The sequence below is a fragment of the Tangfeifania sp. genome (assembly GCF_055108615.1).
This window is the reverse complement of record NZ_JBSQIC010000034.1, coordinates 12,551-36,033: the sequence shown is the minus strand read 5'-3', so window position 1 is coordinate 36,033 and position 23,483 is coordinate 12,551. Positions and strand designations below refer to the sequence as shown.

At 42.4% G+C, this 23,483-nt stretch carries 19 protein-coding genes; 17 read left to right on the top strand and 2 right to left on the bottom strand.

All coding sequences use genetic code 11. The features are described 5' to 3' along the window. Positions 1-456 precede the first annotated feature (456 nt). From ACTCNA_RS09370 to ACTCNA_RS09355, 4 genes are all read left to right on the top strand, one after another. Positions 457-3,045, top strand: a complete 2,589-nt coding sequence (locus ACTCNA_RS09370) for a chemotaxis protein CheB (RefSeq protein WP_462947649.1) — start codon at positions 457-459, stop codon at positions 3,043-3,045. Continuing rightward, a complete protein-coding gene (locus ACTCNA_RS09365) occupies positions 3,042-3,590 on the top strand; it encodes a hypothetical protein (protein ID WP_462947648.1) in 549 nt (182 codons plus the stop codon). Before ACTCNA_RS09370 ends, ACTCNA_RS09365 begins: the two co-directional genes overlap by 4 nt. Positions 3,591-4,006: 416 nt before the next feature. Then, positions 4,007-4,408: a PAS domain-containing protein gene (locus ACTCNA_RS09360; RefSeq protein ID WP_462947650.1), complete on the top strand. Its 402-nt coding sequence runs from the start codon at positions 4,007-4,009 to the stop codon at positions 4,406-4,408. Further along, a complete protein-coding gene (locus tag ACTCNA_RS09355) occupies positions 4,387-5,820 on the top strand; it encodes a response regulator (RefSeq protein ID WP_462947647.1) in 1,434 nt (477 codons plus the stop codon). The genes ACTCNA_RS09360 and ACTCNA_RS09355 overlap by 22 nt, the downstream gene beginning before the upstream one ends. A 225-nt stretch (positions 5,821-6,045) precedes the next feature. Here ACTCNA_RS09355 and ACTCNA_RS09350 read toward each other — a convergent pair whose 3' ends face one another. Continuing rightward, entirely contained in the window at positions 6,046-6,483 is a 438-nt protein-coding gene (locus ACTCNA_RS09350) for a hypothetical protein (protein ID WP_462947646.1), read from the bottom strand. A 370-nt stretch (positions 6,484-6,853) separates the two neighbouring features. Between ACTCNA_RS09350 and ACTCNA_RS09345 the strand changes: the two genes are divergently transcribed. Next, positions 6,854-8,623: a L,D-transpeptidase family protein gene (locus ACTCNA_RS09345; RefSeq protein WP_462947645.1), complete on the top strand. Its 1,770-nt coding sequence runs from the start codon at positions 6,854-6,856 to the stop codon at positions 8,621-8,623. Here the strand turns inward: ACTCNA_RS09345 and ACTCNA_RS09340 are convergent. Continuing rightward, positions 8,610-9,329 (bottom strand): murein L,D-transpeptidase catalytic domain family protein, encoded by a 720-nt coding sequence (locus ACTCNA_RS09340; RefSeq protein ID WP_462947644.1) that lies wholly within the window; start codon positions 9,327-9,329, stop codon positions 8,610-8,612. The two genes, ACTCNA_RS09345 and ACTCNA_RS09340, sit on opposite strands and share 14 nt — an antisense overlap. Before the next feature lie 180 nt (positions 9,330-9,509). On the opposite strand from ACTCNA_RS09340, the gene ACTCNA_RS09335 reads away from it, so the two are divergent. From ACTCNA_RS09335 to ACTCNA_RS09280, 12 genes are all read left to right on the top strand, one after another. After that, a complete protein-coding gene (locus ACTCNA_RS09335) occupies positions 9,510-9,962 on the top strand; it encodes a hypothetical protein (protein ID WP_462947643.1) in 453 nt (150 codons plus the stop codon). Positions 9,963-10,142: 180 nt separating this feature from the next. Further along, a complete protein-coding gene (locus ACTCNA_RS09330) occupies positions 10,143-10,658 on the top strand; it encodes a hypothetical protein (RefSeq protein WP_462947642.1) in 516 nt (171 codons plus the stop codon). 2 nt (positions 10,659-10,660) lie between these two features. Then, positions 10,661-10,846, top strand: a complete 186-nt coding sequence (locus ACTCNA_RS09325; protein ID WP_462947641.1) for a hypothetical protein — start codon at positions 10,661-10,663, stop codon at positions 10,844-10,846. Positions 10,847-10,974: 128 nt separating this feature from the next. Further along, on the top strand, positions 10,975-11,376 hold the full coding sequence (locus ACTCNA_RS09320; protein WP_462947640.1) for a hypothetical protein: 402 nt from the start codon (positions 10,975-10,977) through the stop codon (positions 11,374-11,376). A 6-nt stretch (positions 11,377-11,382) separates the two neighbouring features. Continuing rightward, positions 11,383-12,027, top strand: coding sequence for a PIG-L deacetylase family protein (locus ACTCNA_RS09315; protein ID WP_462947639.1), 645 nt, complete (start codon positions 11,383-11,385; stop codon positions 12,025-12,027). Next, positions 12,024-13,166, top strand: coding sequence for a glycosyltransferase family 4 protein (locus tag ACTCNA_RS09310; protein ID WP_462947638.1), 1,143 nt, complete (start codon positions 12,024-12,026; stop codon positions 13,164-13,166). Before ACTCNA_RS09315 ends, ACTCNA_RS09310 begins: the two co-directional genes overlap by 4 nt. Before the next feature lie 36 nt (positions 13,167-13,202). Beyond that, complete coding sequence (locus ACTCNA_RS09305) at positions 13,203-13,961, top strand: SDR family NAD(P)-dependent oxidoreductase (protein ID WP_462947637.1); 759 nt, start codon at positions 13,203-13,205, stop codon at positions 13,959-13,961. An 11-nt stretch (positions 13,962-13,972) separates the two neighbouring features. Next, positions 13,973-15,145 carry a glycoside hydrolase 100 family protein gene (locus ACTCNA_RS09300; RefSeq protein ID WP_462947636.1) on the top strand — a complete coding sequence of 391 codons (1,173 nt, stop codon included), beginning with the start codon at positions 13,973-13,975 and terminating at the stop codon, positions 15,143-15,145. Positions 15,146-15,157: 12 nt separating this feature from the next. Next, the gene (glgP, locus tag ACTCNA_RS09295) at positions 15,158-17,704 is read left to right on the top strand and encodes an alpha-glucan family phosphorylase (RefSeq protein WP_462947635.1); all 2,547 of its coding nucleotides are present in this window, start codon (positions 15,158-15,160) and stop codon (positions 17,702-17,704) included. A gap of 8 nt (positions 17,705-17,712) precedes the next feature. Then, entirely contained in the window at positions 17,713-20,100 is a 2,388-nt protein-coding gene (locus ACTCNA_RS09290) for a phosphoketolase family protein (RefSeq protein ID WP_462947634.1), read from the top strand. Between the two features lie 149 nt (positions 20,101-20,249). Further along, positions 20,250-20,459: a pyruvate kinase gene (locus ACTCNA_RS09285; protein ID WP_462947633.1), complete on the top strand. Its 210-nt coding sequence runs from the start codon at positions 20,250-20,252 to the stop codon at positions 20,457-20,459. A gap of 423 nt (positions 20,460-20,882) precedes the next feature. Then, entirely contained in the window at positions 20,883-23,462 is a 2,580-nt protein-coding gene (locus ACTCNA_RS09280) for a plasma-membrane proton-efflux P-type ATPase (RefSeq protein ID WP_462947632.1), read from the top strand. Positions 23,463-23,483: the final 21 nt, after the last annotated feature.

The following is a 23,483-nucleotide window of genomic DNA, read 5'->3' as shown; positions in this document are numbered from 1 at the left end:
GATGCGGTACCTATTACTGCACCTTTCTGTGTTTTATTCCACGAAGCACAGCCCGTAAAAAGAAACGCTGCACTTATTACCACCGCTAAACCCATTCTTAACTTTTTCATTTTTTATAATTTTAGTGGATATAAAGGTAAGCTCATCCAAACAGTAGAATATTACATAATTTTCATTAACAGTTACATGATTCACACATTATGGCAGCGGTGTATAAAAAAAGTGGGAATAATGTAAATTTTTAAAAGAATTATATAACCTATGAATTATTTAAGTTTGCTATTTTCACATTTTAAAGAGGGCAGAATTAGAAGGTTCATGGGCTAAAGCCCCGGGCATCTGAGAGAGATTACTAACCCCGGCATTAATGCCGGGGTTAGTGAAAGCCAGTTAGGATGGGGCTTTAGCCCACCACCAAAATTTTTTACCGGACAATAATGATTAAAAAACAAATAATTGAAAACAAAGAAGACAAAACAGGCAAGTACAGCAAAAGAAAAAACTCCTGATGTAAAATCCGGTAAGTTTCCAATTGTGGGCATTGGCGCTTCAGCCGGTGGACTGGAAGCACTGGAATTATTTCTTAAAAATGTACCTGGAAAAAGCGGAATGGCCTATGTGGTTGTCCAGCATTTAGATCCCACCCAGAAAGGGATGCTTCCTGAATTGCTGCAGCGAATTACCAGCATGAAGGTTTTTCAGGCAGAAGACCTGATGGTCGTAAAACCAAACTGTGTTTATGTCATTCCTCCAAACAAAACCATGTCTGTTTTCAAAGGAGTGCTTCACCTGTTTGAGCCAGTTGAAATCCGGGGACTTCGTCTTCCGGTCGATTTTTTTCTTCGCTCACTGGCTGATGATCAAAAGGAATATGCTGTTGGAATTATCCTCTCAGGAATGGGCTCCGACGGCAGCAACGGAATCCGGGCAATAAAAGAAAAAAATGGTATTGTACTGGTGCAGAAACCCGAAACGGCCCGGTTTGACAGTATGCCGCGAAATGCCATCGACTCCGGACTGGTTGATATAGTTGCCCCGCCAGAAAAATTACCTTCGGAACTTATTCACTTCCTTAAACATATTCCAGTAGTTAAATCAAAACTGGACATTAAAGTTAAAGATAAAAGCGCCTTTGAAAAAATAATTATCTTACTGCGAATACATGCCGGCAACGATTTTTCATTGTATAAAAAAAATACCGTTTATCGCCGGATTGAACGAAGAATGGGCGTACATAAAATTGATAAAATTTCTTCTTACGTACATTTATTACAGGAAAACCCCAAAGAAGTGCATATTCTGTTCAAAGAGTTAATGATTGGGGTAACCAATTTTTTTCGCGATGCACCGGTTTGGGAAAAGCTGAAAGAAAAAGGATTTCCCGCACTGATTGATAAAATGAAACCCAATACGCACCTGAGGGCATGGATTCCCGGCTGCTCAACAGGAGAGGAAGCCTATTCGCTGGCCATTGTGTTTAAAGAAGCGCTGGAAAAAATTAATCCGAACAAAGGAATATCATTACAAATTTTTGCTTCCGATATCGATAGCGATGCCATAGATATTGCCCGAAAGGGGTTGTTCGCAGATAATATTGTTTCCGACGTGGCTCCCAAAAGGTTGAGCCGGTTCTTTACCAAAACAGAAGATGCATACCGCATTAATACAGAAATAAGGGAAATGATTGTATTTGCGCAACACAACATTATTATGCATCCGCCATTTACCAACTTAGATGTTATCTCGTGCCGGAACCTGCTGATATATTTGGATTCCGAGTTGCAGCAAAAATTGCTCGGGTTGTTTTATTACAGCCTTAATCCTGAAGGGCTTTTAATGCTCGGAACGTCTGAAACACTTGGTGTACAGAGCCATCTTTTTACACCGGTTGATTCGGGTTTGAAAATCTTTAAACGATCGGATGCCAACTTAAATCCACAATTATTCGATTTTCCCTCTTCATTTACAAGGCCCAAACTGGGTAAAATTGAAAATATTGAATCTGATAAACCAATTATGAACATACAAACACTTGCCGATCAACTGCTGTTGCAGCAATTCTCACCTGCCGGTGTTTTGGTAAACGAAAACGGCGATATTTTATACATCAGCGGACGGACAGGAAAATACCTTGAGCCAGCTGTAGGCAAAGCAAACCTGAATATTTTTGCCATGCTGCGGCCGGGTTATCAAAACGATTTTGCCATCGCATTTCGGAAAGCTGTAACGAATAAAGAAGCAGTGGCATTGCACAATGTAAAAACAGGCACAAACGGAGGCACAATCACTTTAAATGTAAACATTCACTGGATTCATAAACCAGAACCTTTATATGGCAAGCTGATGATAATTTTTACCGACGTTCCGAAAACCGCTGATACCAAACCAGCGAAGAAAAAGGTAGGAGATACGTCAGCCAGCACCAGGGAGGCCGAACTTGAGGAAGAATTGCAGCATACACGTGAAGAGATGCAAAATATAACGGAAGAAATGCAAACTTCACAGGAAGAATTGAAATCTGCTAACGAGGAATTGCAATCGACCAACGAAGAGTTGCAATCGACCAACGAAGAACTTATGACCTCTAAAGAAGAAATGCAAAGCCTGAATGAAGAGCTTCAGACAGTAAATGCCGAGCTAATGGCGAAGGTGGAGGACTATTCGCGGGTAAACAATGATATGAAAAACCTGCTGAACAGTACGGATATTGCCACACTGTTTCTCGACAAGGAATTAAATATCCGTCGGTACACCGACCAGGCAACCAAAATTTTCAAACTGATTAAAAGCGATATTGGCCGCCCTTTCACCGACCAGGTTTCACAACTTTTGTATCCGGATTTGGAAGAAGATGCACAGGAAGTTTTAAGGACGCTTATTTTTATTGAAAAACAAATTCCAACAAAAGACGGCAGGTGGTATTCCATACGGATTATGCCCTACCGCACACTCGACGACCGGATTGACGGACTGGTTATTACATTTATCGATATCTCGAAATTAAAAATGGTGGAAGAAAAATTAAACAAATTAAATAAGGCATGATGAACGAAGAAATGGATTTTACCGATGCCCGCAAGTTACGCAAGGAAGCGGAAAGGCATCTCAATGAAAAGCATAGAAAAAATGCCGAATCACTGAAGGAAGCCGATATGAATAAACTTGTCCACGAATTACAGGTGCACCAGATTGAACTGGAAATGCAGAACGAAGAGTTGCAACACGCTTATGAAACAGCAGAAAAAGCCTTAAAGAAATACACCATGTTGTTTGATCTGTCTCCAATGGGTTATTTCTCACTCGATGCTGACGGAACAATTTGCGACCTGAATTTCACCGGTGCCGACTTGTTGGGTGAAAGACGCTTTAGCTTGATTGACGCCAATTTTAAACTTTTTATCTCCGAAGATTCAAAGCTTGTTTTTAATGATTTTTTCAAAAAAATATATGCCAGCAACGCCAAAGAATCATGCAAAATAATGCTTGGTTACGACAATAAACTACTTTGCCCGGTTTATATGGAAGGAGTAGTTACCGAAGACGAACAAAAATGCCTTTTGTCGGTGGTCGATATTTCGAAGTTTAAATAAATTCCGACGAGGATTTCCAGGTGCACTGACTACCCCTCGTTTGCACAGGCTGTGTGAAAACTGGATTTTTAATTGCCGTTGGATTTATCCAACGGTTCTATGCACAAATCAGACCATCGGGCTTCAGCCCTTAATATCAATATGTTGGACTAAAGTCCAGTGTCTTTTGATTAATTAAAATCCGTCCGATAAATCGGACGGCAAACGATACAAAACACATTCTCACACAGCCTGTGCAACGAGGGGTAAGCTTTCAGTCGTTTAAATGCGTATAAGTGTTTTTCTTTCAGCGCTTTTGTCAAGTTATTTTTGTTGAAATAGTATTATCTTTGATGTATTCAAATATTTGAAAAAAGCCATGCAACCCATTGATGAACAAAAAAACAAAATGAAACCCACGCAATAAATGCCGGAAAATTAAAAATCTCACCCGCATTTTTGAGGAACTGCTTAACGAAATTTATATTTTCGATGCCCAAACCCTTCGTTTTGTTTTTGCCAATAAGGGCGCTTTAAAAAATATTGGATTTACACTACAAGAACTTTCCGGGCTTACACCGTTAGATATAAAACCCGAATACGATAGAAAGTTCTTTTTTGAGATGCTAAAGCCGCTTGCTGAAAGTAAAGTCACAACCCTGGTTTTTGAAACCATTCACCGCCGGAAAAACGACACCACCTACCCGGTTGAAGTTCATCTTCAAAAATTGGTTTTCAATAATCAAGAGGTTTTTGTGGCCATTGTTCTCGATATTACTGAACGTAAAAAAGCCGTTTTACCAGGGTCAACAAAGCGATGGCTGGGAAATGCGGGTTAAACGATCCAGACGAAATTCTTGGTAAAACCGATTTCGACCTGTTCACCGATGAACACAGCCTACAAGCCTTCAACGATGAACAGGAAATTATGAAAACAGGAATCCCGGTTATTAATAAAGAAGAGTACGAAACCTGGACTGACGGGAAAACAACATGGTCGCTGACCACAAAACTCCCGCTACACGACAACGATGGAAAAATTATTGGGACATTTGGAATTTCGAAAGACATTACTGAACGGAAATATGCTGAACAAGAACTGAAAAATGCCAAAGAAAAGGCCGAAGAATCCGACCGGTTAAAATCGGCATTCCTCGCCAATATGAGCCACGAAATCCGCACACCCATGAACGGCATCCTCGGGTTTACCGAACTTTTAAAGGAATCCGACCTCAGCAGCGAACAAAAAGAGGCCTACATTAATATTGTACGCCAAAGCGGCCAGCGGATGTTGAACACGGTGAATGATATTGTGGAAATCTCAAAAATTGAAGCAGGAATTGCGACTGTTGATTTGAAGGAAGTGAATGTTCCCGAAAGTATTGATGAACTTATCCGGTTTTTCATCCCCGAAGCCTTGCAAAAAGGACTAAAACTGACGTTGGAAAAAGAGTCGCCAAAAACCGCTGCCGTTGCAATAACCGACCCAAACAAACTGGATTCCATTCTGACCAACCTCATTAAAAATGCCATTAAATATACCAACAAGGGGACAATAAAAATTGGATATGAAAATACGGAGATGGAGCAGGCTTTATCGCTGCAGTTTTTTGTAAAAGATACCGGAATTGGCGTTCCCAAAGAGCGGCAGCAAGCTATTTTCGAACGGTTTATCCAGGCCGATATTGCAGATAAGGATGCCCGGCAAGGCTCAGGTTTGGGGCTGGCCATTACCAAAGCTTATGTTGAAATGCTGGGCGGCGAAATATGGGTAGAAAGCAATCCCGGCGAAGGTTCCACGTTTTTCTTCACCCTGCCGCTGAATGCAAAGGGCTCGGGAAAAACAGCGGAAAAAGAAACCTCCATTCCGGAGAAAAAATCAAACCAAAAAAAACGTTTGAACATCCTGATTGCCGAAGATGATGAAACTTCAACCATGTATTTGCAAACCATTCTGCAAAGTGAGAACTGTAAATTTATATACACCCAAAGCGGTATAGAAACCGTGGAAATCTGCCGGAATAACCGAGACATTGATTTGGTGCTGATGGATATTCAAATGCCCGGAATGAATGGGTACGATGCCACCCGCGAAATCCGCAAATTCAATGACAAAGTAGTTATCATTGCCCAAACAGCCTATGCGCTGGAAGGCGACAAAGAAAAAGCCCTGGAAGCCGGGTGCAACGATTATATTTCAAAACCCATAAAAAAAGGCGAGTTGTTGGAACTGATTAATAAATATTTTTGAACTGTTTTTAACATATAAATAATCGCCTTATTTAAATTTTAGCTGGACAAATAGTTTAAAAAGCAGCGTCGGGTTAAAATAAATTCCGCCGAGGATTTCCAGGTACAGCGAGTTCTCTGCCCGACTGCATCGTTTTGGCGGGCGATTCGTTGATTTTAATAATGCGCGGATCGGAATCCGCGCCAACCCTACTATTCCTTGTTTATTTTTTGTATTTATCCTGTGTTATAAACCAAAATTTTCTAAATCAATATCATCATAACGTTTCATTGTTTCTAACCATTCGGGCATATTTTCTTTTATGGTTTTTTTTAGTTTTTCAAACTCATCGGCTTCAATTTCATTTCGTTCCAACATAAATTGATAAAATTTCTTAAGGCTGGCAGCATTTTGTTTTATCGAAGCAACACTTGACCACATGGCTTTTCTGATAAACCAATATCCGAGAAACATTTCAATGTAAGAAGCCCCTTCTTTTGCAGGTATTGCATCTTCATACAACAAAAACTCATTGATGTATAAATCAACATTCCAGCAATGTTTATTAATGGTAGCATCCTTTAAACCGGATTTTTCCAACCATCCAGCAAAATCATTCATAATCTTTTCGTTTTGCTGTCTGATTAATATACAGTCCTTTTCCCATTTTTCGTATTCATTCATAATAATGCCTTTTCAATTTTTTTAATTAGAATAAATTAATGTCTCCTGTTACCAAAAAATCAGCTTTTCAGTTAATAACCAGTTCCAATTATACGAAATTATGAATTCTTTATGATATTTTTTGTCCGATTGAAAAAAAGCCACAATTTATTTGCGCAGCGTCAGTTAATGCGTGTTAAGGAACGAATTTGCATTGGGATGAAATAATCCGGGCTTTCAGCCCGAAAACTCAAATTAGGCATGGTCTCCGGTAATTAGTTAATTAAATCAGGCGCTCAAATGTGTGAATGATGTAACTCTTATACAGAATTGTGTATAGCTTTAACAAACTTCGGGGATTACCTTTGATGTTGATTAAAATTCATTCATAATGCAAATGAAAAGAATTGCTTTTACATTATTTATTCTGTTTTCAGCTTTTACGTTGCCGGCCGATGAACTTTCTGAATCCATCAGCCAGTTTATCAAAAACAAACCGGCAGATTCAATTTATGTAATTGACGGGGAACAACTCTTTACAGGTAAAATACTTCAAGCATTTTATCAAAACAGAAATTATGCTCCTGCCTGGATAAACTCCAGGTACCCTTTTTGGATAAATTCCAATCTTCCAGCCTGGTTTAATCCTGATTCAATGGTGCGCCCAAACTCTGATTCCCCTGCCTGGGTTGAATCTGATATTGATGTACACATTAACTCCAATCTGCTTGGAAATAATGGTTATGTGCTTTTTGATTATATCCGCCAGGTAAACAGGCATGGTTTGAATCCAGCCGACTATCATTTAATTCTTCTTGAAAAGTATATTGATAAAACAGGATTGTTTATGGCAATGGATACGGAGGATTTGATGAAACTGGATATTTTGCTCACCGATGCTTTTTTATTTTTGAGCCTGCAATTGTATTACGGTAAGGTTGACTCTGAGAAGGAAGGCGAAAGCTGGAAAATACAGCGAAAGGAACCGGAATTGCAGTTAAACCGGAAACTGGAAGAAGCGCTGACCGCCGGTGATATTGCCAACGGACTTAATATGCTTGCACCGAGGTACCGTTCCTACTGGATGATGAAAGAAGATTTGGCATTTTTCCTTGAGTTGAAAAATGAGCCCTGGCCGGCAATAGTTTCAGATACCACCATTAATCCCGGCCAGTCAAACGAGTTGCTCCCAAAAATCAGGGAAAGGCTGATAAAACTGAAGTATCCGTTGTCTGACAGTATTTCTGTAACCTATAATGAGGAACTTGAAAAGCAACTGAAAATTTTTCAAAAAGACTGGGGTTTTAATGCCGACGGAGTGATCGGAAAAGGAACGTTGCTTGCATTAAACACCAATCCGCGCGCACTTATAAACCGGTTAAAAGTAAATATGGAGCGATTCAGATGGCTTCCGCTATATGAGCCCCAAAAGTACCTCATGGTAAACATTGCAAGTTTCGACCTTGTATTGATTGAAGGAGTTGACACCCTTATTTCGATGCGGGCCATAGTGGGAAAAAATTACCGCGAAACACCCGTTTTTGAATCACGTGTGACTTATATTGTTTTTGGTCCAAGCTGGACGGTACCTCCCACCATTTTAAGAAACGATGTAGTTCCCGAACTGCTTAAAGGACCAGGATATCTAAAGAAAAAAAATATGAAGCTGCTCAGGTACAATGGTTCAGAAATAGCCTACAGCGAAATTGACTGGTCAAAAATATCCAGGAATAATTTTCCCTATATGGTAAGGCAAAATCCCGGACCTGGGAATGCATTGGGCAAAGTAAAATTTATGTTTCCGAATAGTTACAATGTATATATTCACGACACTCCTTCGCGGGGATATTTTGCCCGCGACGACCGGGCCATGAGCTCGGGTTGTATTAGAATTGAAAAACCTTTTGAACTTGCTGAGTTGTTACTGGCCGATTCACCGGAGTGGCCGCCCGAAAAAATTCATGCTGCCATGCAGCAGAACAGGGAAAAAACGGCAAGCCTTAAAACCCCTGTCGAAGTGCTGTTGCTTTACCTTACTGCATGGACCGACGGGAACGGCCGTGTACAGTTCAGAAAAGACATTTATATGCGGGATGAGATGGTGCTGAATGCCTTAAATCAAAAACCGGAAGCAGATAAAATTAAGGTTATCCCTTTTTAACAGCGGATAATTTTCTGATAACCGGCGATTTTGACAGATAGCTTTCTGTGGGAGCGTAAACAAACAGGCATGTGCCGTCTTTGATGGTTTCAATAATTTGCTTGCTTAGCTCTTCGGGCACAGCCGGACAACCCAGGCTTCGGCCAAGTCTGCCATATTTCTCAATAAATTCAGGAGATACATAATCTGCCCCATGAATGACAATGGCACGTTCGCGCGCTTTATCGTTAATTCCGTTTTCAATACCATCAAGCCGGAGGGATAGGCCATGTTTTCCAAAATAGGTTTCACCGGTGGTATAAAAACCCGGACTGCTGGCGTAGGAACCAGGCTTGTTGGAAAAGTTTTCGGCCATAACTTCGCCCGAATTTCGCCCGTGCGAAACCAGGCTATGGAACAATATTTTAGCCTCTACAAGGTCGAGTACCCAAAGTCTTTCCTGGTCCGACGGCAGGCTGAAATCGATAATGGTTATTACTTCCGGACGATTGATAGTATGCTCTTCCTTAAGGATTTCGTATCCGGAAAGTGCGGTTTGCAGCAACTCTGCGGCAGGAAGTTCAGAAGCGTTTTCTGTGGTAGTTCGTTTAAATTTTTCAATCAGCAATGATGAGTTATTGCCCCTGTTGGAAGCACCACTCCACTCATTTACCGAAGAAACCAGAACCAATAACACAAAAACTATAAGGGTTTTTTTAATCTGCATGGGCTAAAAGTAATTGTTTTTTATTGGTATTCAGTGTTTTTCTATTAAAAAATGTGTGAATGATGTAACTCTTATTCAGAATTATGTAACACTTTAAAGCCCAAAAGTAATGAACTTGCAATAGTGAAAATTCATTCACAACTGACCCCGCCGGTTGCGGGGACCTAAAAAATATATGTTATGAAAACGCAAAAAATGAAAAGGCCGGTAAAAAGCATCCTATTGATGATTTTTGCGGTAATGATAATAATTCCATTCACATCGTGCGCAAAAAAATTCACTTTCCTCAACTCCACTGTTGTTCCGGGAGCTGATGGTTATGTTAAAGTAAAAAAAGACAATAACAAGAATTATATTATTAATGTAGAAGTGTCGGATTTGGCAGAAGTTGAGAGGGTTCAGGAATCAAAAACCACCTACGTGGTATGGATTGAAACCGACGAGGGCAATGCCGAAAATCTGGGACAGTTAGACAGCTCAACAAGCTTGTTTTCAAAACGCCACAAAGCATCTTTGGAAACGGTGTCGTCCTATAAGCCGGTTAAAATATTTATTACCACCGAAGAAGGTGTAAATACTCAGTTTCCTGGTCAGCAGGTGGTATTAACCACAGAAAATTTTTCGGTAAAATAAATCCAATAATATAGAATCATGAAAATTCACTTTACATTATTGCAGGGTTACTGGTGTTGCTTTGGGCAATAGTAACTTTTGGGTTCCACACATTCCGGGCAATTGACATTCTGCTTCCCATTGCTGCGTTTATTGTACTGCTTAAAATTCTGTTTAATGAAAAATCAAAAAATAATAAAAATGAAAAATTTTAAAATTAAAAAACAAGCTTTAACTTTTATCCTGGTAATAGCTACCAGTGTTGTTTTCGCACAAAGTCCTGTTTCAAAAGGCGAGTCGCAAATTAATGTCGGAATTGGGCTTTCTTCGTGGGGCGTTCCCGTTTATCTGGGATTTGATCATGGGGTTCACCCCGATATTACTCTCGGTGCAGAACTGTCTTTTCGCTCGTATAACGACAATTGGCACAATGACAAATACCATCACTCAATAATCGGCATTTCAGGGAATGCCAATTATCATTTTAATACCGTACTGAACATTCCATCTCCATGGGACTTTTACGCAGGATTAAACCTTGGTTTCTATAACTGGAGTTCGCCAAACGATTATGAAGGTTCCCATACTTCCGGACTTGGATTGGGGGCACAGATTGGCGGCCGTTACTATTTTAGCAATAAAGTGGGTATAAACCTGGAGTTTGGCGGAGGGAATGCATTCTCAGGCGGAAAGTTTGGAATAACTATAAAAATATAACAATGGAAACAAAATTTGATATGAACCAGTGGGGATACATTAAGGATAAACTCCTGGATAGGTATCCGGAGTTAACCAATGCCGACATGATTTGGGGACGTGTTTCAAGAAATGATTTACTGGAAATGATTTCCACCAAGCTGGGCAAAACCCAGAAAGAAATAATTGATGTAATTGATTCATTCTGAAAAATTTTACAAAATACGACTGTCCCTGTTTTGATTATCCCAACAAAAAAAACAAAGTAAATCCTGATTTTAAAAGCATTAATGACAGGTTCTGTTGTAATAAAATCATCAATCAATAAAATTTTAAAATGAAATCAGCAAAGCATTTAGGCATTTGGATGGATCATTCAACCGCCAATATTATGGAATTATCAAATGAAACAATAGTAACAAAAACGGTGGAATCAACTCCGGCTTTCCCGGAACAAGTGGAAAATCTGAGGTTGGATGAGAGCCTGATGCACCACAAAGAGCAAAAGCAATACGCCGATTTTTATAAAAAATTAAGTTGCATCATTAATGATTTCAATGAAGTACTTCTTTTTGGACCTACCGATGCCAAAACCGAATTATTCAATGTGTTAAAAAATAACCGTCAATTTGAAAAAATAAGGATTTCTGTTCAACCAGCAGATAATATGACCGATAATCAACAAAAAGCCTTTGTGAAAGACTTTTTTAACACGCACAGGGAAATAACTAAAAAGTAAAATTAGATGTATGAATTAAAACCGAAAAACGTTGCCATTATTGTTGCTCACCCCGATGATGAAACGCTATGGGCAGGAGGAACAATTTTAAGCCACCCAACGTGGAATTGTTTTGTTGTTTCGGTTTGCAGGAAGAGCGATACAGAGCGCGCCACTAAGTTTTATCAAGCGTTAAAAGTACTCAAAGCGGAAGGGATTATGGGCGATCTGAATGACGACCCGGATCAGAATCCGCTGGATGAAGAAGAAGCTGAACAGACAATTTTGGATTTGTTGCCGGAAAATCATTACGACCTGATTCTTTCTCACAATCCAAACGGTGAATATACCCGCCATTTGCGGCATGAAGAAGTAAGCAGAGCAGTTATCAATCTTTGGAATAGCAACAAAATAACTACTGATGAACTCCGGACTTTTGCTTACGAAGATGGTCATAAAAAATACTATCCGCGGCCAGTTAAAAATGCGGCAATTTTCCGTCCTCTCACAAAACGCATCTGGCTAAGAAAATACAGTATTTTACGGGAAACTTATGGTTTTGAAAAAGAGAGTTGGGAGGTACAAACAACTCCCCGGGAAGAAGCTTTCTGGCAATTCACTAATCCGTTTCTTGCAAGGAAATGGTTAAACAACGGAGGGATTTACAGATGAAAGTATTGGTTTTATATGATTATCCTCCCTCGCCTGGCGGACTTGCCACCCAGGGAGATTTGCTTTACAAAGGACTTGTTGAAATGGGTATTGATGCCCACCCGGTACATTTCGAATCGGCACAGGAAAAAGAGTGGTATTACCGCTGGTTTGAACCCGATGTAGTGGTTGGAGTTGGATACTGGGGGCACACTCCACAATTGGTTTTGCATCCTCAAAGGTATGGCGTGCAGCCTGTTCCCTGGCTGGTTGCCGATGGATACATTGCCAACTACCAGGAGGTTCTAAATGCACTGCCCCTTATTCTGGTAACTTCCAGTTGGGTAAAGGAAATGTATGTCCGCGATGGCATTGATGGCAGCAAAATCGAAGTTTTGCCTGTGGGTTGCAACACCGATTCGTTTATTCCATTTCAAAAAGATGACCCAAAGATTTTGGCCGTTCGCGAAGCGCTGGGTGTTTCACCCGATCAGTTGATGATTCTCACCGTTGGCGGCGATGCCGCATCAAAAGGCGCACAGGAAGTGATGCAGGCGATGGCTATTATCGACACCAAAGCGCCCGACTGGAAGTATGTGTGCAAAGTATGGCCGCAGCCACGCACCAAAACTCAAAATTTACTGGATCTGGAAATGGCAGCACATCTTGGCATCGAAAAAAACGTGACGTATGCAACAAATAAAATCTCCCGAAATTTTATGCCCTACCTGATTGGGGCTTGCGATATTTATGCAGCGCCTTCGCGGCTGGAAGGTTTTGGAATGCCACAGGTAGAAGCCGGAGCATGCGGAAAACCGGTGGTCAGTTTAAAAGCCATGGGAATGCTGGATACACTCATTCATGGAGAGACTGCATACCTGGCAAAAATTGCACGAAAAATTGTGGTAAACGAAGTTGTAATTGGCGAAGAATCGGGATTTGAAGATCAGCATGAAGTAATGTTTAAGGTGCCACGTACCGTCGATTACCGGGCGAATGTACAAGATATTGCAAAATACTTGCTAAAACTCATGAAAGATTCCGCTCTCCGTGACAAAATGGGCAAAGCCGGCAGAAAAAGGGTTGTAGGGAATTTCGATTACAGGGTGGTTGCAAAACGATTTGTGGAGATTATCAACGATAAATTGGGGATATATTGATATCGTCCCATATTTTTTAACATAAAACAAATAATCATGAAAAGAACAGAAAACAAAGTTGTCATCGTTACAGGTGGCGCATTGGGAATTGGGCGCGAAACGTGTCTTTTATTAGCAAAAGAAGGTACGAAAGTCGCTGTAACTGATGTTCTGGACAAAGAAGGTCAAAACTTAGCTGAAGAAATTAATCAATCAGGCGGTGTAGCAAAATTCTGGCATCTTGATGTAGCAAATGAAAATGAAGTTAAAAAGGTTTATGCCGAAGTAGTCAGGGAATTTGGAAAACTTGATGCATTGGTAAATAATGCCGGGATTGCAGGCGCAGACAAACCCACCCATGAATTAACCGAAAGAGAATGGGATGCAGTTATGAATGTGAATGTGAAAGGAGTTTTCTTCTGCACGAAACATGCCATTCCTTACCTGCAAAAATCAGGTAAAGGAAGCATTGTAAACCTTTCCTCTATTTACGGGCTGATTGGAGCAGGAGATATTCCTCCTTATCACGCTTCAAAAGGTGCAGTCAGGTTAATGACGAAAAATGATGCACTTATTTACGCAAAAGATAATATAAGAGTGAACTCTGTACATCCTGGTTTTATATGGACACCGCTGGTTGAAGCGTTAGGCAAAAATAATCCGGAATTTAGAAAACAACTGGACAGCCTGCACCCGATTGGACATGTTGGCGAATCCATCGACATTGCCTACGGAATACTTTTTCTGATTTCTGACGAGTCAAAATTTGTTACCGGAAGTGAATTGGTAATTGATGGCGGTTATACCTGCAAATAAGAAATTTGATCATGCAAATCGGTAACGCAAAAGAGATTGCACAAGCCAGCAAAGCCGCTCTTGAAGTACTGCTTCATAATGCACACGGACCTTATCACGGGTTGCCCCGTACAGCAGGCTGGGGGTATCCGGAACCCTATACAAGGGACCTGATGATTTCTGTTCTTGGGATAGCTGTTTCCGGAAATCAAAAATTATTGGACAGCATTCGGAAAGTGCTGGAAACATTGGCAAAAAATCAAACAGAACGTGGCCATATTCCTTCGCTGGTGCACGACAACGATGATCGTGGCGCCAGTGACACCACTCCCCTGTTTTTGCTGGCAACCGGTATATTCCGGAAAGTTACGGGTGAAGTTGATTTCCTCGCTGAGGCAGTTGAAAAATCACTGGTTTGGATGAGTTATCAAAGCCCTTCCGACAGGTTGCTGGTAGCACAACAGCCCACCAGCGACTGGCGCGACGAGCAATGGGTGACTGGGTACGGGCTGTTTGTAAACACACTGGTTTACAGCTACCTTCGAATGCTTGGCAAACACGAGTCGGCAGAAAATATGCGCCATGTCATGAGCCGGTTCACCGTAACCGGGGGAACCATGCATCGCCATGTACACGAAGGTCTGGTGGTGAAATACAAACCATATTACGCGTTTTGGTCTTACAAAATTTTTAGCAGCGAGCGTTTCGATCTGCTTGGAAACAGTCTTGCTATTCTCTCCGGAATTGCCTCACCTTCGCGGGCCGATGAAATGGTTTCGTGGATTGAAGAGGAATGCGAAGGAATGCGTGAAAGAGGTGAACTAACAGGCAATCTTCCACCCAATTTTTTTCCTTTTACAAAACCGGAAGACCCCGACTGGCATGAGCGATATTCAGCATACAACCAACCGGGAGATTACCACAACGGCGGAATCTGGCCTTTTATTACCGGATTTTATGTGGCTGCCCTTGTTGCTGCAAAACGATATAAACTTGCCGAAGAAAAACTAATTGCGCTTACTCAGTGCATCAAATTAGCACGGTCGGAAAACCTCGGATTTGGATTTAATGAATGGATAAAGGCACAGGATGGAAAACCAAAAGGAAATGACTGGCAAACCTGGAGTGCTTCAATGTACCTCTATGCCACAAAATGTGTAGAAGAAAAAAGAACACCATATTTCGATAAAATACGAAAACAATAACATTCAAACATCATGAAGGAAAAAAACAAAATAAAAAAACCGGTTTACAGTCTCTTGCGCAAAAAGCAAAAAGAGGTCAACATGCTTTCTGAGCTGGCACTCGATCTGCGATGGTCGTGGGATCATTCCGCCGATGAAATCTGGCACCAACTTGATCCCGAACTCTGGGACATGACGCATAATTCGTGGGCACTATTACAAACCATTTCCCGTGATCATTTTCAGTCGGTAATCGACGACCCGGTATTTCGTGAAAAGATTGATTTTCTGGTGAAATCGATGAGGGATACAAACACAGCGCCGGCCTGGTTTCAAAAAAAGCATCAAAATAAATCGTTAACCTGTGTCGCCTATTTCAGTATGGAATTTATGCTCACCGAAGCGCTCCCGATTTATTCAGGTGGTTTGGGCAATGTGGCAGGCGATCAATTAAAAGCCGCCAGTGATTTGGGCGTTCCGGTTGTGGGCATCGGGCTGCTTTACCAACAAGGGTATTTTCGGCAGGAAATTGATTTAAACGGGGAACAGCGTGCGCTTTATCCGTTCAACGATCCCGGGCAACTGCCCATAACTCCTTTGCGCCAAACCGATGGCGAATGGCTGCGTTTAAAGATTAACCTGTCCGGGTACGATGTATGGCTGCGGGTATGGCAGGCCCAGGTGGGCCGGATAAAACTTTATTTGTTAGATAGCAATGATGCGGCAAATTTTCCGGTTCACCGTGGTATAACCAGTGAATTGTATGGCGGAGACACCGAGCTTAGGTTTAAACAGGAACTGATCCTCGGACTTGGCGGGTGGCGTTTGCTGCAGAAACTGGATATTCATCCCGAAGTTTGCCATCTCAATGAAGGCCATGCTGCTTTTGCGATTTTAGAGCGTGCTTACAGCTTTATGAAAGAAACCGGACAGCCTTTTGATGTTGCCCTAACTGTTACCCGCGCTGGAAATCTGTTTACTACTCACACCGCCGTACCTGCCGGATTCGACCTTTTTGAACCGGCAACTATTGAGCAATACCTTGGCGAATATGCTGACCAAAAATTGGGAATTACACGCCGGCAACTGCTGGCATTGGGCCGAAAAAATCCCGGTGATGAATCCGAAAAGTTCAACATGGCTTATCTGGCCATCAGGGGAAGCGGCACCGTAAACGGTGTCAGTTGGCTCCACGGAAAAGTCAGTCGTCACATTTTTGAATCGCTGTTTCCTAAATGGCCGACGGCTGAGGTGCCTGTCGCTCATATTACCAACGGGGTGCACGTGCCAACATGGGATTCCAAAGAAGCCGATGAAATATGGACGGAAGCTTGTGGCAAAGACCGGTGGCTGGGCATGAACAAAACCCTCGAAAAAGATATTGGCTCAGTTTCGGATGATAAGATATGGGATATGCGTACCAATGCAAATAAAGCTCTTATCGCATTTGCCAGCGATTATGTTTCAAAACAATTAATTGGTTCAGGCCATTCGCCCGATTCGGTAGAAGGAGCAAAACATTTATTTAATTCCAATATTCTAACACTTGGTTTTGCCCGTCGTTTTGCTACTTACAAACGGCCCAATTTATTACTACACGATCCGCAGCGGCTGCTCCGGTTGTTAACAAATCCAACGTTTCCTGTTCAACTAATCATTGCAGGCAAAGCTCATCCCGCCGATCAGCAAGGGCAGGATTTAATCAAAGAATGGATGCGCTTTATCAGGCAGACTAACCCCCGTCCCCCGGTTTTGTTTCTTGCCGATTACGATATGCACGTTTCTGAAAATCTGGTGCAGGGAGTTGATGTTTGGATAAATACACCGCGCCGCCCTTGGGAGGCTTGCGGAACCAGTGGCATGAAAGTGCTTGTAAACGGCGGTATTAACCTTTCGGAACTCGATGGCTGGTGGGCAAAAGCGTACAATCCCGGAGTGGGCTGGGCGCTTGGCGATGGAAATGAACACGGTGACGACCCGGAATGGGATGCCCGGGAAGCCGAACAACTTTACCATATCCTGGAAAACGAAGTAATCCCGGAATTTTATGACCGCAATGAGCACGGAATTCCGACAAAGTGGATATCGCGGATGCGCGAAAGCATGGCGCAATTAACACCCCGGTTCTCAGCCGACAGAGCAGTCAGGGAATATACCGAACAACACTATTTGCCGGCTGCAACATCTTATTTGGAGCGCGCTGCCAACAAGGGCATAAAGGGAAAACAAATGATAACCCAGTTGCAAACCCTTCAGGAAAACTGGGACTCCATCTCTTTTGGTGAAGTAAAAATTACCACTTCAGAAAAGCAGCATGTTTTCGATGTACAGGTTTATTTCAATGTCATTAACCCGGATAATGTGCAGGTAGAACTATTTGCCAATGGCTTAAATGAAGAAAATCCGACTGTTATAAAAATGAAACGCGATAATAAAACAAAAGGCGCTGCCAACGATTACCATTTCTCCTCATCAGTAAGTTCATCCCGTCCTGCAACCGATTTTACGCTGCGTATTATACCGCACCTCCCAGGAGTTTCGGTTCCGTTAGAAACAGCTTTAATCCTTTGGCAACATTAATTTGTAAAATGAAAAAGATAAAAACAAAGAACAGCCCATTATCAAAAAAAGTATTATACAAAATGAACGCCTATTGGCGTGCTGCCAACTATCTTTCGGTAGGCCAACTGTATCTGCACGACAATCCTTTGCTCCGTGAGCCGCTGGAACTTTCGCATGTAAAGTCGATGTTGCTGGGACATTGGGGAACCACACCGGGCCAGAATTTTATTTATGTGCACCTGAACCGCGTAATTAAAAAATACGATCTCGACATGATTTACATTTCAGGGCCCGGTCATGGCGGCCCGGCACTGGTGGGAAATACTTATCTCGAAGGAACATATAGCGAAATTTATCCGCACATTACACAGGATGAAGCGGGACTGAAGAAACTGTTTACCCAGTTTTCTTTTCCCGGAGGAATCCCGAGCCATGTATCTCCTGAATGTCCGGGATCCATTCACGAAGGCGGAGAGCTGGGATACTCGCTAAGTCATGCATTTGGCGCTGTATTCGATAATCCGGAACTAATTGTTGCCTGTGTTGTTGGCGATGGCGAAGCAGAAACCGGCCCGTTGGCCACTGCCTGGCATTCCAATAAATTTTTAAACCCGGTTACCGACGGAGCGGTTTTGCCCATCCTGCATCTCAACGGGTATAAAATTGCCAACCCAACCGTGTTGGCCCGCATTTCAAAAAAAGAATTAAAACAGTTGCTGAATGGTTATGGATGGAAACCTTATTTTGTGGAAGGCGATGAGCCTGAAAAAATGCATCAGCAAATGGCTAAAGTGTTGGATAAAACCATTTCTGAAATTAAGGAAATTCAAAAAATTGCCCGGGAGAAAAAGGATGCAAGCCGTCCGCACTGGCCAATGATTGTTTTACGATCGCCCAAAGGCTGGACCGGACCAAAAGAAGTTGACGGGGTAAAAATCGAAGATACTTTTCACTCGCACCAAATTCCTTTGCAAGTGGATTCCGATCATCCGCATCATTTAAAACTTCTGGAAAAATGGATGAAAAGTTATAAACCGGAAGAACTTTTTGATGAAAACGGGAAATTGATGCCCGAACTGGCAGAATTGGCTCCAAAAGTAAACCGGCGAATGGGAGCTAATCCAAATGCCAATGGAGGAATTCTTTTGCAGGATTTGAACATGCCCGATTTTCGAAACTTTGCAGTTGATGTACCTTCTCCCGGTTCAGTTGAAGCAGCCGACACGCATGAGTTGGGTGAGTTCCTTCGCGAAGTAATTAAATTAAATGATGAACAGCGAAACTTCCGGATTTTTGGTCCTGACGAAACGCTTTCCAATCGGTTAAATGTCATTTTCGAGGTCACCAACCGGCAGTGGGAAGCCAAAACAAAAAAGACCGACGAATTCCTTGCTACGGAAGGCCGGGTGATGGAAGTACTGAGTGAACATCAATGCGAAGGATGGCTCGAAGGTTATCTGCTTACCGGAAGGCACGGGCTCTTTAACTGTTACGAGGCATTCATCCACATCATCGATTCCATGTTTAATCAACATGCCAAATGGCTGAAGGTTACGGCTGGATTGCCGTGGCGCAGAAAAATAGCTTCACTGAATTATTTGCTCGCTTCTCACGTTTGGCAACAGGCGCATAATGGTTTTACCCATCAGGATCCCGGATTTCTTGATCATGTGGTGAACAAAAAGGCCTCCATTGTCCGTGTTTATCTTCCGCCCGATGCCAACTGTTTATTGTCGGTATGGGACCATTGCCTGCGAAGCCGCGATTATGTAAATGTAGTAGTTGCCGGTAAATACCAGGCGCCCCAATGGCTGACCATGGATGAAGCGATAAGCCATTGTGCGAAAGGAATTGGCATTTGGGAATGGGCCAGCAATGACCATGGGAATGAATCGGATGTAGTGATGGCCTGCTGTGGTGATGTCCCCACACTCGAAACACTGGCGGCGGTTTCTATCTTGCGTGAACATTTACCCAATCTGAAAATACGCGTGATTAACGTGGTGGATTTAATGAAACTTGAACCGGACACTGAACACCCGCACGGGCTAAGCGATTCGGATTTCGATGCATTATTTACAAAGGATAAACCGATTGTATTTGCCTTTCACGGCTACCCCTGGCTTGTTCACCGGTTGACTTATCGCCGCACCAATCACGAAAATATGCATGTTCGCGGTTACAAGGAAGAAGGTACCATTACAACCTATTTCGACATGACCGTTTTAAATAATCTGGACCGCTTTGATCTGGTTCAGGATGTAATCAACCGGGTTCCCGGTTTGGGTGAAGATGGAAATAAGCTAAAACAAATGATGCAGGATAAACTCACCGCACACACACAGTACATTGATAAATACGGACAGGATATGCCGGAAATTCTGAATTGGAAATGGAATCAGGAAATAATATAGAAAATTGAAGTGGATAAATTGGATAAAATCATTGAATGGCTTAAGGAGCAGAAAAAAAACTCATCAGAAAAAAATCTACCCAACTAAGCGCAAAACAAAGCAAAGGATGTCACAAGCTATTAATTTATTCTTTAATAAGACATAACACGATGAAGCAGAACAATTCACAAACCAAAATAATCGCAACTTTAGGACCGGCAACTTCCGCTAAAATTATTATTTCTGAATTGATTACGTCAGGAGTTGATGTTTTCAGAATAAATTTTTCGCATTCCTCAAAAGAAGGGTATTTAAACGGGTTTTACTTTAATAAACATCAGTATTACAATTACTTAGACGTTATTTTTTTGATTTTGTAGCAACTAAAATATCAATCGTTAAGTTGCTGAAAATTAGAAGATTAAAAGAAAATAAAAAAATCACTTAATATGTTGTATTTATTTTATATATTTGACAATAATCTCATAATCAGAAAATTAGTTTTGGTGTAGTAACTAATATAGAATTTTTAAAGCTCAACTATCTTTGTATCAATGCATTTGTGAAGTAAAACCCGTTTAAAGAATTCTGTAACGCCTATCCTTCCTCTGTAGCTTAAATTAGTTTTCTCGAAATTCACCAGGAAATGATGATTCAAAATTAAAATCGATTAATATGATAAAAATCATGACTGATTTACCCAAAAATATTTTGGGAATTTCTGAAGAAGGAAAAATAACCGGAAACGATTATGAAGTCGTTTTAATTCTTTCTTTGCCAAATAGTTAAAAGAGAAAATTATTATGAAAAACAGTACCGCTAAAGACAATTCGAAGGACGATCTTAAATCTCTTCCAATGTCCGAACTTCGGAAAAAGCTGGAATCGTCGCCTGATGGACTTACGCAGGAAGAAGCAAAAAAACGTTTGGCCCAATATGGCCCCAACGAACTTGAGGAAAAGAAGACCAACCTGTTCCTGAAATTCCTTTCCTATTTCTGGGGACCCATACCCTGGATGATTGAAGCGGCTGTAATCCTTTCGGCAGTTGCCCGCCATTGGCCCGACTTTGGAATTATTCTCGTTCTGCTTCTGGCCAATGCGACCATCGGATTCTGGGAAGAACGCGAAGCCGGGAATGCCATTGATGCACTGAAAGCAAAACTGGCCGTGAAAGCACGGGTGAAACGTGATGGGAAATGGATTAATCCTGAAGCGCGTGATCTGGTTCCGGGCGATATTATCAGGTTGCGGCTCGGAGACATTGTACCAGCCGATGCACGTTTGCTCGAAGGTGATCCGGTTGAAGTGGACCAGTCGGCGTTAACAGGCGAATCGTTGCCCGCCGAGCGGAAATCAGGAGAAGCTGTTTTTTCAGGTTCAATTATTCGTCGTGGTGAAATAGAGGCACTGGTTTATGCAACAGGTGCAAACACTTACTTCGGCAAAACCGCTCAACTGGTGCAGGAGGCAGGCACTATCAGCCATTTTCAAAAGGCCGTGCTGAAAATCGGAAATTACCTGATTATTCTGGCTGTTGCTTTGGTTGCAATCATTATTACCGTCGCATTGATTCGCGGCGATGCCATCCTCACCACGCTGCAATTCGCACTCGTACTTACCGTGGCTGCTATTCCGGTAGCCATGCCAACCGTGTTATCGGTGACGATGGCTGTTGGAGCGCGCCTGCTGGCAAAGAAAAAGGCGATAGTCAGCAAGTTGGTGGCCATCGAGGAACTGGCCGGAGTGGATGTACTTTGTGCGGATAAAACCGGTACGCTTACCCAAAATATTCTGACCTTAGGCGATCCGTTCACAATAAACGATGTTTCGCCCGATCAGCTTATTCTTTTTGGTGCTTTGGCCTCGCGTGCCGAAAATAACGACACCATTGACCTGGCCGTTCTGGCGGGGGTAAAAGATACGGATGCCCTGAAAAAATATACCATCGAACATTTTCTGCCATTCGACCCGGTGCACAAACGCACCGAAGCCACCGTAAAAGATACCGGTGGAAAAGAGTTCAAGGTAACCAAAGGTGCGCCGCAGGTAATTTTGGAATTGTCGGCCAATGCCGGAAATGTAAAAACAGCAGCGGATAAAGCAGTGAACGAATTCGCAGCTCGCGGCTTTCGTTCGCTGGGCGTGGCGAAAGACGACGGAGACGGGAATTGGCAGTTTGTTGGCGTTTTGCCTTTGTTTGATCCTCCCCGAGAAGATGCCAAAGCCACTATCGCCACCGCGCTCCAGATGGGAGTAAAAATCAAAATGGTTACGGGCGATGCACTTGCCATTGCAAAGGAAACGGCCCAAAAATTAGATATGGGTGCAAACATCCTCGATGCCTCAGGTCTTGGAGATGTAAAAAAGGAAGAATCAGACGAAATGGCCAAATCCATTGTGGAGGCTGATGGTTTCGCACAGGTATTTCCTGAACACAAATTTCACATTGTGGATGTACTGCAAAAGCGCGGCCACATAGTCGGCATGACCGGCGACGGGGTGAACGATGCCCCGGCACTGAAAAAAGCTGACTGCGGCATTGCCGTTTCGGATGCAACAGATGCCGCACGGGCGGCTGCAGCAATCGTGCTGACCATTCCCGGATTATCTGTGATTATTGATGCCATCAAGGAGAGCCGCCGCATTTTCCAGCGGATGAACAGCTACGCCATTTACCGGATTGCCGAAACGCTGCGTGTGCTGTTGTTCATGACCTTGTCGATTCTGATATTTAATTTTTACCCGGTAACGGCTGTGATGATCGTGATGCTGGCGTTGCTAAACGATGGGGCTATTTTATCGATTGCGTATGACAAGGTTCAGTATAAAAATAAGCCTGAAGCCTGGAACATGCACATGGTACTGGGAATATCAACCGTTTTGGGCGTTATTGGGGTAATCTCCGCTTTTGGGTTGTTTTATCTTGGAGAACGGGTCTTTCACATTGATAGGGAACACATTCAAACTTTAATGTATTTAAAATTATCGGTAGCAGGACACCTCACCATTTTTCTAACCCGGACACGCGGTCCGTTCTGGTCAATTCGTCCGGCAAGAATTTTATGGGTAGCAGTAGTTGGCACACAAATCGTAGCTACTTTAATTGCAGTTTACGGATTGTTTATGACACCGCTTGGCTGGGGCTGGGCTGGTTTCGTTTGGGGATATGCCATAATTTGGTTCCTTATAAACGACCGAATTAAATTGCTCGCCTACCGGATTTTCGATCCGGTAAAAACAAAGGAACCTGTTGACCTGAAACATCGGATTGCTGATCGTGCTTATGAAATTTATGAAGAACAGGGCCACCGTGAAGGATATGCGGATCAGGATTGGAAAGAAGCTGAACAGGAGATTCGGAATGATGAACAAAAAAAATAAATCCGCGTAAACTGCTGATAA

Excerpts from the sequence above, each read along its gene's own strand:
- ACTCNA_RS09365 (WP_462947648.1), top strand. The coding sequence starts at position 3,042 with ATGATGAACGAAGAAATGGATTTTACCGATGCCCGCAAGTTACGCAAG.
- ACTCNA_RS09355 (WP_462947647.1), top strand. The coding sequence starts at position 4,387 with ATGGCTGGGAAATGCGGGTTAAACGATCCAGACGAAATTCTTGGTAAA.
- ACTCNA_RS09350 (WP_462947646.1), bottom strand. The coding sequence starts at position 6,483 with ATGAATGAATACGAAAAATGGGAAAAGGACTGTATATTAATCAGACAG.
- ACTCNA_RS09345 (WP_462947645.1), top strand. The coding sequence starts at position 6,854 with ATGCAAATGAAAAGAATTGCTTTTACATTATTTATTCTGTTTTCAGCT.
- ACTCNA_RS09340 (WP_462947644.1), bottom strand. The coding sequence starts at position 9,329 with ATGCAGATTAAAAAAACCCTTATAGTTTTTGTGTTATTGGTTCTGGTT.
- ACTCNA_RS09335 (WP_462947643.1), top strand. The coding sequence starts at position 9,510 with ATGAAAACGCAAAAAATGAAAAGGCCGGTAAAAAGCATCCTATTGATG.
- ACTCNA_RS09330 (WP_462947642.1), top strand. The coding sequence starts at position 10,143 with ATGAAAAATTTTAAAATTAAAAAACAAGCTTTAACTTTTATCCTGGTA.
- ACTCNA_RS09325 (WP_462947641.1), top strand. The coding sequence starts at position 10,661 with ATGGAAACAAAATTTGATATGAACCAGTGGGGATACATTAAGGATAAA.
- ACTCNA_RS09320 (WP_462947640.1), top strand. The coding sequence starts at position 10,975 with ATGAAATCAGCAAAGCATTTAGGCATTTGGATGGATCATTCAACCGCC.
- ACTCNA_RS09315 (WP_462947639.1), top strand. The coding sequence starts at position 11,383 with ATGTATGAATTAAAACCGAAAAACGTTGCCATTATTGTTGCTCACCCC.
- ACTCNA_RS09310 (WP_462947638.1), top strand. The coding sequence starts at position 12,024 with ATGAAAGTATTGGTTTTATATGATTATCCTCCCTCGCCTGGCGGACTT.
- ACTCNA_RS09305 (WP_462947637.1), top strand. The coding sequence starts at position 13,203 with ATGAAAAGAACAGAAAACAAAGTTGTCATCGTTACAGGTGGCGCATTG.
- ACTCNA_RS09300 (WP_462947636.1), top strand. The coding sequence starts at position 13,973 with ATGCAAATCGGTAACGCAAAAGAGATTGCACAAGCCAGCAAAGCCGCT.
- glgP (WP_462947635.1), top strand. The coding sequence starts at position 15,158 with ATGAAGGAAAAAAACAAAATAAAAAAACCGGTTTACAGTCTCTTGCGC.
- ACTCNA_RS09290 (WP_462947634.1), top strand. The coding sequence starts at position 17,713 with ATGAAAAAGATAAAAACAAAGAACAGCCCATTATCAAAAAAAGTATTA.
- ACTCNA_RS09285 (WP_462947633.1), top strand. The coding sequence starts at position 20,250 with ATGAAGCAGAACAATTCACAAACCAAAATAATCGCAACTTTAGGACCG.
- ACTCNA_RS09280 (WP_462947632.1), top strand. The coding sequence starts at position 20,883 with ATGAAAAACAGTACCGCTAAAGACAATTCGAAGGACGATCTTAAATCT.